The 12,802-nt window shown below is 63.2% G+C and carries 10 protein-coding genes; 8 read left to right on the top strand and 2 right to left on the bottom strand.

Annotated features, from left to right (window positions below; all coding sequences use genetic code 11):
• Window positions 1-127: 127 nt before the first annotated feature.
• Window positions 128-1,705 (bottom strand): trimethylamine methyltransferase family protein, encoded by a 1,578-nt coding sequence (locus AC0L2D_RS01090; RefSeq protein ID WP_473540149.1) that lies wholly within the window; start codon window positions 1,703-1,705, stop codon window positions 128-130.
• A 252-nt stretch (window positions 1,706-1,957) separates the two neighbouring features.
• On the opposite strand from AC0L2D_RS01090, the gene AC0L2D_RS01085 reads away from it, so the two are divergent.
• From AC0L2D_RS01085 to AC0L2D_RS01050, 8 genes are all read left to right on the top strand, one after another.
• Window positions 1,958-3,133, top strand: coding sequence for an MFS transporter (locus AC0L2D_RS01085; RefSeq protein WP_473540148.1), 1,176 nt, complete (start codon window positions 1,958-1,960; stop codon window positions 3,131-3,133).
• A 110-nt stretch (window positions 3,134-3,243) separates the two neighbouring features.
• A complete protein-coding gene (locus AC0L2D_RS01080) occupies window positions 3,244-4,416 on the top strand; it encodes an MFS transporter (RefSeq protein ID WP_024501292.1) in 1,173 nt (390 codons plus the stop codon).
• Between the two features lie 66 nt (window positions 4,417-4,482).
• Entirely contained in the window at window positions 4,483-6,555 is a 2,073-nt protein-coding gene (locus tag AC0L2D_RS01075) for a prolyl oligopeptidase family serine peptidase (protein ID WP_473540147.1), read from the top strand.
• Window positions 6,556-6,623: 68 nt separating this feature from the next.
• Window positions 6,624-6,764 (top strand): hypothetical protein, encoded by a 141-nt coding sequence (locus AC0L2D_RS01070; protein ID WP_063172368.1) that lies wholly within the window; start codon window positions 6,624-6,626, stop codon window positions 6,762-6,764.
• Window positions 6,765-6,812: 48 nt separating this feature from the next.
• Complete coding sequence (locus AC0L2D_RS01065; protein WP_473540146.1) at window positions 6,813-8,192, top strand: aspartate aminotransferase family protein; 1,380 nt, start codon at window positions 6,813-6,815, stop codon at window positions 8,190-8,192.
• A gap of 142 nt (window positions 8,193-8,334) precedes the next feature.
• Window positions 8,335-8,700 (top strand): hypothetical protein, encoded by a 366-nt coding sequence (locus tag AC0L2D_RS01060; protein WP_473540145.1) that lies wholly within the window; start codon window positions 8,335-8,337, stop codon window positions 8,698-8,700.
• 6 nt (window positions 8,701-8,706) lie between these two features.
• Complete coding sequence (locus tag AC0L2D_RS01055; protein ID WP_275953161.1) at window positions 8,707-8,952, top strand: cytochrome c oxidase assembly factor Coa1 family protein; 246 nt, start codon at window positions 8,707-8,709, stop codon at window positions 8,950-8,952.
• Window positions 8,953-9,145: 193 nt separating this feature from the next.
• Window positions 9,146-11,581 (top strand): GcvT family protein, encoded by a 2,436-nt coding sequence (locus tag AC0L2D_RS01050; RefSeq protein WP_473540144.1) that lies wholly within the window; start codon window positions 9,146-9,148, stop codon window positions 11,579-11,581.
• 327 nt (window positions 11,582-11,908) lie between these two features.
• Here the strand turns inward: AC0L2D_RS01050 and mmsB are convergent, their stop codons facing one another.
• Window positions 11,909-12,793, bottom strand: a complete 885-nt coding sequence (gene mmsB / locus AC0L2D_RS01045) for a 3-hydroxyisobutyrate dehydrogenase (RefSeq protein ID WP_473540143.1) — start codon at window positions 12,791-12,793, stop codon at window positions 11,909-11,911.
• Between the last annotated feature and the right edge of the window lie 9 nt (window positions 12,794-12,802).

Below are 12,802 nucleotides of genomic sequence, written 5' to 3'. Positions count from 1 at the left end.
CCGGAGGGAGAGGAAGGGTGCCAGCGTGCATAAGCTCGCGCCTTTCCTCTCCCCCGTCGATCGGGGGAGAGGTGTCGAGCGCAGCTCGACGGAGTGGGGGTCGACCGTTCATCAACAATACTGTCGATCAAAAATCGGTCGGCGCGCCGCCTTCGGACCGGCGCTTGGCGACGAAGGCGTTGAGTTCCTCGCGGACGGCCGGGTCCATGAAGGGCTCCTCATAGGACGCCAGCCGCTCCTTCCAGACCTTGTTGGCCTTTTCGAGCGCCGTCGGCGAGCCGGCTTCCGCCCAGGTCTCGTAATTGCGCCAGTCGGAGAGGATCGGCGAGTAGAAGGCGGTCTTGTAGCGGTCCTGCGTGTGCTGGGTGCCGAAGAAATGGCCGCCCGGGCCGACCGACTGGATGGCGTCGAAGCCGAGTGCCTCTTCGGAAAGGTCGAGCGGGGTCAGGAATTCGGCCACCATCTGCAGCAGGTCGATGTCCAGGATGGTCTTCTCGTAGGAGCAGCGCAGGCCGCCCTCGAGCCAGCCGGCGGCATGCATCATCAGGTTGCCGCCGCCCTGGATGGCACCCCACAGCGAGAATACGCTTTCATAAGCCGCCTGCGCGTCGACCGTGTTGGCGGCGCAGGTGTTGGAGGTGCGGTAGGGGATATTGTAGCGGCGGGCAAGCTGGCCGCCGACGAGCTGCGCCTTCATGTATTCCGGCGTGCCGAACGCCGGTGAACCGGACTTCATGTCGACATTGGAGGTGAAGCCGCCATATCCGACGGGGGCGCCCTTGCGCACCATCTGGGCGAAGGCGATGCCGGCAAGCGCCTCCGCGTTCTGCTGCACCAGTGCGCCGGCGATGGTGACAGGCGCCATCGCACCCGACAGGGTAAACGGCGTCACGACGACGACCTGGCCCTTGCTCGACATCTGGATGATGCCTTCCATCATCGGCACATCGAGTTTCAGCGGCGAATTGGTGTTGATGATGGTGAAGACGGACGGCTCTTCGAGCATCTGCTCGTGGCTGATGCCGCGCGCGATCCTGGCGATCTCGATGCCGTCGACATTGCGCTCCTTGCCGAGCGAATAGATGTGGAACACCTTGTCGGTGAGCACGCTGAGATCGCGGATGCATTCGAGATGGCGGACGGATGGATGGATATCGGTCGGCTCGACCGGGTAGCCGCCCGTGCAGTTCAGAATGTTGTGCATCTGCGCGAGCTTGAGGAAGTTGCGGTAGTCCTGCTGGTTGCCGGGCCGGCGGCCGCGATCGATGTCGGAGCAATTGGGCGCCGACGCCATCATCGAGACGATCACATTGTTGCCGCCAAAGCGCACATTGTGCGCAGGATTGCGGGCATGGATGGTGAATTCCGACGGGCAGTGCGACACCAGGTCGAGGATCATGTCGCTGTCGAAGCGCACCCGCTCTGAGCCGTCACGCACGTCGGCGCCATGCGCCTTCATGATGCTGCGGGCCTCATCATGCAGCACGTCGACGCCGATTTCCCGCAGCACGCGCAGGGAAGCGAGGTGAATCGATTCCAGCTCGTCGTCGGACACCAGCCTGGTTGGCGCCAGCGGGTTCTTCAACTGGCGAAAAGCCGGCTGCTCGAACGCGGCCGAGCCGCCGGCGCGCTTTCCAGCGCGGCCGCCGCGACGGGCGCGGTCGGTGGCCAATGCCGGTTCTGAGGGTTGTAGGGCGGCGGTCATGATGGTCCTCGTGGGATGCGATAGCGGGCGGCATAATGGACCGGCGGCTGTCCGGCCATTGCGGAGGCGACGACCACTAGGGCGAGGGAAGCGACATGCCGGAACGGCAGGTGCCCGGCCGCGACATCGGCTTGATCAGGTTGCCGCGTTGGAGCAAGCGGATTTCGGTGGCCGGCCCTTTCCTTCCGGGGATCGAACCGATAGCTACTTGGCTTGCCGGCCTGATGGCCAGCAGTTCATCTGGATGGCAGCATGGTCGCGACCGGCTCGAGCGAAGGCGAAGCAGGAACGCAATGGGCAGCGCTTGCCGGCGTCACCGCGGCACTTGCCATGTTTGGCGCCGCGCAAGGGCTGAGCTCGCCGCTGTTCACATTGCTGATGCAGAAGCAAGGCATGTCGCCGGCGCTGATCGGCCTGTCGGCGGCGATGATGCCGCTCGGGCTGATCCTGTCGGCTTCCTTCGTGCCGGCGGCGGTGCGGCTGGTCGGCGGGCGCAACCTGGCGGTCGGCTGCTCGCTGATCGGCGCGCTCTGCTTCGTGGGCATCGGCTATCTGCAGGACTGGGTGGCGTGGTTCGTCATCCGCTTCATCATCGGCGTGGTCATCAATCCGCTTTATATCCTTGGCGAGGTGTGGGCGCTGTCGCTGGCACCGCCGTCGCGGCGCGGCCGGGTGATGGGCGTGTTCAACACGCTGATGGGCGCCGGTTATGCCGCCGGACCATTCGCGCTGACCCTGCTCGGTACGTCGGGCTGGGCGCCTTTCATGGTCGGCGTCGCCGGCTTCGCGCTCTGCGCGGTGATCCTGCACGCCGTCTCGTCAAAGCTCACCGGCTTCGAGGATGACGGCCAGCCTGCCAGCGGCCTTGTCGGGTTTGCCAAAATGGCGCCGGCGCTGCTGCTTGCCGTGCTTGTCTCGGCGGCGGTCCAGCAGAGCACCTATGCGCTGGTCCCGGTCTTCGGCGCCAGCTATGGCCTGGCGGAAGCCGTTCTGGCCTCGCTGGTGATGGCGCTTTCCCTCGGCAACATCCTGCTGCAGATACCACTCGGCCTTCTGGCGGAGCGTTTTGGCGGCCGCGCCATGATCATCGTCTGCGCACTGGCAACAACCGTTTGCGCGCTTTTGCTGCCTCTGCTGATCACAACGCCGTTGATCTGGGTGGTGCTGCTGGTGATGGGCGCGGTCGGTTACGGCGTCTACACCATGGCATTGGTCGAACTCGGCAGCCGGTTCAAGGGCTCTGTGCTGGTCGCCGGCAACGCTGCCTTTGCGCTGATGTGGGGCGTTGGTGGCATCGTCGGCCCTCCTGGTGCGGGCCTGCTCATGCAAGGCATCGGCCCACTTGGGCTGCCGGTGGTTATTGCCGCTCTCGACGCGGTGCTGGTGATGTTCGCGCTGTACCGCTCATCCATGCGCCGAGCTTCCTGATAAGCCCAACCTCCTGACAGGCACTGTCTGGAGCAAGCAGTTTTCGCCCGCCAGGGGCTTACCTCTGCGCAACTCAATCGCTAATCCTGCAGCCCGACAGCGGTGCGTACATGAATTTGGTTGAATCGAACAAGGACGAGACGATGCAATGGGCGGCGATCACCGGTGTGATCGCGACCGTCTCGGTGTTCGCCATCGCGCAAGGGTTGTCCTATCCGCTGCTGAGTTTCATCCTGCAGCGCCAGGGCGTTTCGCCAGCGATGATCGGCTTGTCGGCGGCCATGACGCCGATTGGCTTCATTCTGTCATCGCCGTTGATCCCGGCGCTGGCCCGCCGATTCGGGGCAGGGCGCACCGCGCTCACCTGTGCGGCCCTTTCGGCTGTCGTGCTGGCGCTGATCGGCTGGACGCAAAATGTCTATTTGTGGTTTCCCCTGCGCTTCCTGATCGGCGTCGTGACCAATCCGCTCTATGTGCTGAGCGAGATCTGGGTGATCGCGCTGGCACCGCCGGCCCGACGCGGCCGCGTCATGGGTGTCTATTCGACGATCATCTCGGCCGGTTTCGCGACCGGGCCACTGTGCCTGCTTGCAGTCGGCACTGAGGGCTGGCCGCCCTTCCTCGTCGGCATTTTCGCCTTCGTGCTGTGTGGCATTTGCCTGGCCTCGGTGCTGCCGCGTTTGCCCAAGGTCGACGAGGCCGGGCACCAGGTTTCCGTCCTGGGTTTCGTGCCGCTGGCGTGGCTGCTTTTGTTCGCCGTCATAGTCGCCGCCGGCTTCGAACAGGGTGCGTTGGCGTTGCTGCCGGTCTATGGCACCCATCACGGCATCACCGAAACCCGCATGTCGGCGCTGCTGTCGGTGATGATCGCCGGCAACATCGCCATGCAGGTGCCGCTCGGCCTTTTGGCGGAAAGGCTTTCCGCGCGCCTGGTGCGGCTTGCCTGCGTCGCGATCACGGTGCTCGGCTGCGTCCTGCTTCCGCTTCTCATCGAGTCGCCGCTGATCTGGCCAATGATCTTTGTCTGGGGCGCGGTTTCCTACGGCATCTACACGATGTCGATCATCGAGCTCGGCGAACGCTTCACCGGCTCCGCACTGGTCGCCGGCAATGCGGCCTTTTCCTTGATGTGGGGCGTCGGCGGCATCGCCGTGCCGCCGCTGGCGGGGGGCGCCATGGATGTTATGGGCGCCGGCGGACTGCCGATCACGCTTGGGCTGCTGTGCCTGGCGCTGGCCATTGCGAGCCTCGCTGGTCGGCGGAAAGCCTCAATTGTGCGCTGAACATGGTGAATATCGACGGCCTGTCGGCGTTGGCTTTTTCAAAGCAACGCGTTTATCGGAGACCTCATGACCAAGCCTGCCACCCAGACGCCGAATTCCGCCCCCACGACCGACGATCCCTTTCTCTGGCTGGAGGACAGGACGGCCAAGCAGTCATTGGACTGGGTACATCGCCAGAACGAGATCACGGTTGGCGAATTGCAGGGCGATCCGTCCTATCAGGCGTCGTTCCAGACCGCGCTCGACCTGATGACGGCCGAGGACAACATCGCGGTCGGCGCGGCAAAAGCCGGCCATGTCTACAATTTCTGGCAGGACAAGACCAATGTGCTCGGCCTCTGGCGCCGCACGTCGGTCGCTTCCTACAAGACCGAGAAGCCCGACTGGGAAACGATCATCGACTTCGACCAGCTTGCGGCGAAGGAGGGGATAAAATGGGTTTTTGGCGGCGCAAGCCGACTCTATCCGGACTTCAACCGTTGCCTGGTGAGTATGTCGCCGGATGGCGGCGACGCCAGCGAGATGCGCGAATTCGACATCGCGACCAAGTCGTTTGTCGAGGGTGGGTTTCGTGCACCCGCTTCCAAGTCGGGTTTCAGCTGGCTGGATAAGGACACCGTGATTGTTTCGGCCGCTTTCGACGAGGCCGACAAGACCGAGTCCGGCTATCCGCGAGTCATAAAGCTGTGGAAGCGCGATACCAAGCTGGAAGACGCGACGCCGATCTTCGAGGCGCAGAAAGAGGATCTCGCCGTTGGTGCCGCTGTCGAGTACGACGGTGACAGACGCTATCTGGTCCTGGCTCGAACGCTGAATTTCTTCGCTTCGCACATCTTCCTTCGGCTGCCTTCCGGCGAAAACAAACAGCTGCCGCTACCGGACGACATGACCGATACGGCAATATTCAGGGATCAGCTCGTGTTCGGCGTGCGCAGTGCATGGACGGCGCCCGACGACACGGTTTGCAAGCCCGACGGTCTTTATTCGGTCGATATTGCACATTGGGTCGCAACCGGCGCGATCGGGCCTGTCGAAACCTTGTTCGAGCCGGCATATCGCGTTTCCATAGCCGGCATTGCCCGCACGCGGGACCGGTTGTTCGTCAGCCTGATGGACAATGTGCGCGGCAAAGTCGTCGTCTGCGAGCGCATGGATGGCAACTGGTCGCTGAAACCGGTGGCGCTGCCCGAAAATGGCAATGTCGGCATCAGTCATGCCGAGCAGTTCGGCTCGAGCGTGTCCTTCTCCTTCACCGATTTCCTGACCCCGAGTTTGATCATCTGGTCCGACGACAATGGCGAGACGCTCGCCACCGTGAAGTCGCAGCCGGCGCGTTTCGATGCCTCGCCGCTCATCTCGGAACAGTTCGAGGCGCGCTCCAAGGACGGCACGATGATCCCCTATTTCGTCGTCAGGCGGCGCGACCAGAAAGGTCCGGTGCCGACGCTGCTTTACGGCTATGGCGGCTTCGAAGTGCCGCTGCTGCCCGGCTATGCCGGCGTGCGTGGTAAGCTGTGGCTGGAGAAAGGCAATGCCTATGTGCAGGCATGCATCCGCGGCGGCGGCGAGTTCGGCCCGGCCTGGCATCAAGCGGCGCTCAAGGGCAATCGCCAAAACGGATTCGACGATTTCGCAGCGGTCGCGCAGGACGTCGTCAAGCGCGGCATCGCGACAGCAAGCTCGCTCGGCATCCAGGGTGGTTCGAATGGCGGCTTGCTGACCGGCGTTTCCTTGACGCAGCATCCTGAGCTTTTCGGCGCCGTCATCATCGAGGTGCCGCTGCTCGACATGCTGCGTTACGCCGAATTGCCGCCTGGCGCCTCGTGGATGGCCGAATATGGCGATCCGTCGAAACCCGAAGACGCGAAGTGGCTTTCAGCCTACTCGCCCTACCAGCATGTCGACGCCGCTGCCGCCTATCCGCCTGTGCTGCTGACCACATCGACCGCTGACGATCGGGTCCATCCCGGCCATGCGCGCAAGATGGCCGCCCGCCTGCAGGAAGCCGGCCATGCCAGGACGCTGTTCTTCGAGGAGACCGAGGGCGGCCATGGCGGGCGCGGCGACCGCCGGACGCAGGCGGCGCAGACGGCGATGAAATATGTCTTCCTGCAAAGGGCGCTGACAGCCAAGGCCTAGAGTCATTCAGTTATGGGCCAAGCAAAGGGTGGTTCTCCTCGAGCAGCCTTTGCTCTAAGGTGGCTTCCATGGCTCTCGTCAGGATGTTGATTGACGCATTTGAGGCTCGCGCATTGCGGGTCGCGGTGACGCCGTCACCGCGCACGCTGCGCGCCGAGCTTTTGCGGCTGTGCGCCCGCATCGGCTATTCGCCACCTCTCTTCCTCTGAAGCATTCGCCCCGGCTTGGCCGGATAGAATCCAGAGGAAAGATCAGACATGACCTATCAGAATTATTCGCTGAAGCAGCTTCAGCAGATCGACGCCGCGCATCATCTGCATCCGTTCACCGACCACAAGGAAATGCGCGGGGCCGGGTCGCGCATCATCACCCATGCCAACGGCCCTTTCATCTACGATTCCGAGGGGGCTGAAATCCTCGACGGCATGGCCGGGCTGTGGTGCGTCAACATCGGCTATGGCCGTGACGAGCTGGCCGAGGCCGCCTATGCCCAGATGAAGGAACTGCCTTACTACAACTCCTTCTTCAAATGCTCGACGCCGACGCCAGTGCTGCTGTCCAAGAAGCTGGCGGAGATCGCGCCGAAGCACGTCAACCAGGTATTCTACGGCTCTTCCGGGTCGGAAGCCAACGACACCGCGCTGCGCCTCGTGCGCCACTATTGGGTGCTGGAGGGCAAGCCGGAGAAGAACCGCATCATCTCGCGCAAGATGGCCTATCACGGCTCGACCGTTGCCGGCACCTCGCTCGGCGGCATGGATGGTATGCACAAGCAGCTCAACGGTGCGGTGCCCAACATCGTCCATGTGATGATGCCCTATGCCTATGAGCTGGCGCTGCCTGGCGAGAGCGATCATGATTTCGGTCTGCGCGCGGCCGGGGCTGTCGAGGAGGCGATCCTCGGCGCCGGCGCCGACAAGGTTGCCGCGTTTATCGGCGAGCCGATCATGGGAGCCGGCGGCGTGAAGATACCGCCGGCGAGCTATTGGCCGGAAGTGCAGCGCATCTGCCGTAAATACGATGTCCTGCTGATGCTGGACGAAGTCATCACCGGTTATGGACGCACCGGCGAATGGTTTGCCGCACAGACACTCGGCATCGAGCCAGACACGATCACCACGGCCAAGGCGCTGACCTCGGGCTATCAGCCGCTGTCGGCATTGCTGGTTGGCGACCGCATCGCCTCGACGCTGGTCGAGAAGGGCGGCGAGTTCAACCATGGCTACACCTATTCCGGGCACCCGGTGGCCTGCGCCGTGGCGCTGAAGAACCTCGAGATCATCGAGCGCGAAGGGCTGGTCGACCGCGTCCGGAACGACACCGGCCCTTACTTCGCCAAGGCGTTGCAGGAGCGCATTGCCGGACATGATCTGGTCGGCGAGGTCCGTTCGATCGGACTGATGGGCGCGATCGAGATCGTCAAGGACAAGGCGACCAAGGAGCGGTTCCTGCCGGCTGGAAGTGCGGCGGTGACCGTGCGGGATCACGCCATCACGAATGGCATGATGCTCCGCGCCACCGGCGACACGATGATCCTGTCGCCGCCGCTGATCTGGACCCGCGATACGATCGATATGGCCTGCGACCGCATCTCGAAGGCGCTGGATCTGGCGCAAGCCGATCTTCGCAAGCGGTAGAACTCGACCCCTCGGCTGGGCGCTCTTCGGCGGGCGCGCCCAGCCTTGAGACCATGCCGAAGCGGCGAGGGAACGAATCCCATCACAAGCGCGTAGTGTGTGGGGCAGCGGCTGATTCGGCCGCCACAAGGGGTTTGTTTCCATGAGAAAAACCGGCAAGAGCCGACGGACGCGAGAAGCGGCCAGCATCGGCGGCGACCTGATGCTGGCGCCGCTGGTGGCGATGATGCGGCTGCCGTTGATGGCCATGGATGGCGGGAGCCGCCAGCCATGGAGTACGGAGACGGCGCGTGCGGTCAACGAGAAGACCGCCGCTATGGCCGAAGGCGCGTTTGCGGCACAAATGTCTTTCCTGCAATCGGCATCGCGGTTCTGGCCGGAAGTCTTTTCCGGCCGCACGCCGTCGCTGTTCAACGGGGTTGCGGCGGAGCGCTCGATCAGCGCCGCGCTGAAGCCGGCAAGCCGTGCCGTGAAAGCGAATTTTCGCCGGCTGTCCAACAAGACCTGACCGGGGTTGCAAACCGACAGTTTCTGGGTCGGCGGCCATCTCAACGTCAATGCGAATGGGGCTGGTGAGGCCCAGTTCGGCATTCCGGTCCACGGCGCCAGGGGCAAGGGCACGGCCTATTCGACGGCTGTCCGGACAGCCGGCACGTGGAGCCTGCGCCTGCTGGTCGTCAGGGTCGAGGGAGCCGATGCGCCGATCGTGCTGATCAACGAAGATCATGTCCCGATCCCGAATGCTGCAATCGGAATATAGCTGGGCAAAACGCAAAAAAGCGGCCTGAACGCGGGCGCGACAGCTGACAGTTCGGCCGGCTTCGTGGCCCAACAGTCGGGTGACCACTGCAGCGTTCCAGACAAGGAAATATGCTGAAAAGCCGGATGCTGTCTGACAGTATGCGCATGCGTTCATGTGGACCGGTGGCAATTTCAGACAAGGGCATGCACATATGGTGAGCTCCTTCCGTGCGGTCGTGGTCGGTGGCGGCTGTGTGGGCGCCGGCATTCTCTACGGCCTGGCAAAGCGCGGCTGGACCGATGTGGCATTGCTGGAGCGAACACAGCTTACGGTCGGCTCGACATGGCATGCCGCGGGGCTCATCCCCTCTTACGCGCGCAGCCGCAATGTCGGCCGCATGATCGCCAGATCGATCGCGATCTATGAAGGCCTGGAGGCGGAGACGGGCCAGAACGTCGGCTGGCACAAATGCGGGCAACTGCGCATTGCCAACACGCGCGACAGGCTGGACGAGTACAGAAGCTACATGGACGTTGCCGAGGTCCAGGGAGTGCGGGCCCGGATCGTATCGCCCGCGGAGGCGCGAGAGATCTGGCCGCTGCTCGACAACAACACCATGCTGGGTGCCCTCTACCATCCCGATGACGGCCACATTGCACCCGCCGATGTCACCCAGGCCATGGCCAAGGGTGCACGCGACCTCGGCGCGAAGATCCATCTTGATACCGAGGTGGTGGGTTTCGAGCGGATGCCGAGCGGCGAGTGGAGGGTCAAAACCTCACGCGGCGAGATCGTCTGTGAACATGTCATCCTTGCAACAGGCAATTACGCACGCCAGACAGGCGCCATGCTGGGCCTGGACATTCCCGCGATTCCGATCCTGCACCAGTATTGGATCACCGAGGCGGTTCCCGAAATCGTGGAACGCAAACGGCTTGGTCTTCCGGAGATGCCGATCCTCAGGGACGAGGGTTACGAGGGCTATCTGCGCGAAGAGGGAGACGGGCTGATGTTCGGTCCCTATGAGCGCACCGAGCAGCTCAAGCTGTTCGCCGAAAACGGCGTCCCGGAATGGTTCGGCGCCGATCTGCTCGATGAAGATTTCGATGCCGTTTCCTGGAACTGGGAGCGCGCCACCGAACTGGTTCCCGCGCTCGGGCGCGCCGGCATCAAGCGCAATGTGCGAGGACCTTTCCAGATGACGGCCGATGAACTGCCGCTGATGGGGCAGGCGTGGGGCCTGGAGAATGTCTGGCTCGCCGAAGGGGTGCCGGGGGGCATCCTTTGGGGTGGTGCGATTGGCTACTACCTCTCCGAACGGATCGTGGAGGGTGGCAACAGCATCGACACGGCGGAGCTGGATCCCCGCAGATTCGGCCGATATGCCAACAAGAACTGGACCCGGGCCAAGGTCCGGGAAGCCTGGGGCACCCACGCCGTACAGCACTATCCGGGCCAGGACATGCCGGCGGCGCGACCGCAGAAAACGGCCCCGTCCTATGACCGCCTAAGTCAGCTTGGCGCGGTATGGGACGTGTTGAACGGCTGGGAAATGCCGAGCTGGTTTGCGCCCGCGGGTGTCGAGGCGCGCAATGTCTACAGCTGGCGCTGGACCCCCAAGGGGAACCACGTCGCCGCAGAGGTCCAGGCTGTCCGCCAGGCCGCCGGTCTGGTCGAGATGACACCAATGACCAAGTTCGAGGTCGGCGGGCCGGGCGCCGAGGGCTGGCTCAACGGAATCCTGGCCAACAGACTGCCGCGTCCCGGTCGTGTCGCTCTTGCCCATCACCTGACGCCGGCTGGCGGCGTGCAGGCCGAGTATGTGGTGGCGCGGCTGCAGAGCGACCTGTTCTATCTCATATCGACGCCGCGCGCCGAGCGCTGGAACCTTGACGATCTCGGTCGGCTGTTGCCGGAGGACGGCAGCGTGCATCTGCGCAACGTCACGGAGGATCGCGGCAGCTTCACGGTGGTTGGGCCGAAGGCGCGCGACATACTGCAGCCGCTGACGGAGATCGACCTCTCCAACGAGGCCTTCCCATGGTTCAGCGTACAGTCCGGCACCGTCGGCATGGCCAGCGACGTACGGCTGCTGCGTGTCAACTATTCGGGTGAGCTGGGATGGGAACTCTATCATCCACTCTGCTACCAGCGGCATTTGCTGGATGCGCTTCTGGCATCGGGAGAGGCACACGGGCTGAGGCTGGTCGGACTTCAAGCGCTGGAATCGCTTCGTCTCGATAAATCCTACCGGGCCATGTACCGCGATATGAACCCCGAATTGTCCGCCTGGGAAAGCGGCCTCGAGCGCTTCATCAGCCTCGACAACAGGGACTTCATCGGCCGGGCGGCACTGGTCGCGAAACAGCAGCAGGTTACACGCCGGATCGCCACACTGTCGATCGACACGGATGGTGCGAGCGCATTCGCCTTCGAGGGCGTTTACCGCGAAGGCGAGCTCGTCGGCCACATCACCTCGGCGGGCTATTCCTACACTTTTGGTCACGACATAGCACTTGCGCTGCTGCCCCTGGAACTTGTGTCGCCCGGTACCGAGCTCGAGGTTTCGATCCTCGGCGAGCGCCGCGCGGCAAAGGTGATCGCCGACTCGCCCTATGATCCGGAAGGCGCCCGCGGGCGCATGTGAGGTATCCCGGAGTACAGTTTCCGGTTCATCGATGTCTCAACCGTGCTGCAGGGTAAAACGCAAAAACCGCGCTCCATCGGGAACGCGGTTTTGCCAGATACGCATGGCGCTTCGCTACGCAAACACTTTGCGAAACTTATGGCACTTGTCGAAACTTACGGGCTCCGGTACGCGAGACCTGATCCGGAGCGCCGGACGGATGAGATGTCCGCCTCACAGTCCGTTTTATAGGGACATCGTTACCGCGGAGTTATCGAGAGCTTAAGCAAATCTAAATTTTCATTTTTTCCACCGAAGGAAACCGGAAAAATCCGCCAAATTCGCGGGTTACGCCGGGCTACCCCTGAGAAAATTAATTATGCCGGAGAAATCGACGCCGCCATGTCCCTGGGCGTTGAACAAGGCATAAAGCTGAGCCGCTTCGGCACCAAGCGGCGTTACAGCACCCGCACCTTGCGCGGCTTCCTGGGACAATTTCAGGTCTTTCAGCATCAAGGCGGCTGCAAATCCTGGGTTGTAGTCCTTGTTTGCGGGCGAAGTCGGCACCGGGCCGGGCACCGGGCAGTAGGTGGTCAAGGACCAGCACTGGCCGGAGGAGGTCGAGGCGACGTCGAACAGCGCCTGATGCGACAGGCCGAGTTTTTCGGCCAGAACGAAGGCTTCGGCGACACCGATCATCGAAATGCCGAGGATCATGTTGTTGCAGATCTTTGCTGCCTGGCCGGCGCCGTCGCCGCCGCAATGGACGATGCGGCCGGCCATCGGCTTCAGGATCGGCTCGGCGGCAGCGAAGGCATCATCGGAGCCTCCCGTCATGAAGGTCAGCGTGCCGGCTGCGGCACCCCCGGTGCCGCCCGAGACCGGTGCATCGATCGACGACAGCCCGTGCTTCCTGGCGACGGCATGGGCTTTGCGGGCTGACTCGACGTCGATGGTCGAGGAATCGATAAAGAGTGCGCCTTGCCTGGCCTTGGGCGCGATGTCTTCGTAGACGGAGAGGACATGCTTGCCTGCAGGCAGCATGGTGATCACCACGTCGGCATCCTTCACCGCGGCCAAGGCATTCGCCATAATCGTCACGCCATGTTCCTTGGCGACGGTGAGGTTTTCCGGAACGAGGTCGAAACCGTTCACCGCATGCCCGGCCTTGACCAGATTGGCGGCCATTGGATTGCCCATATTGCCGAGGCCGATGAAGGCGATCGTCGTCATTGTCTGTCT

This window comes from Mesorhizobium sp. WSM4833 (assembly GCF_055811095.1).
This window is presented reverse-complemented; position numbering and strand designations above follow the sequence as displayed.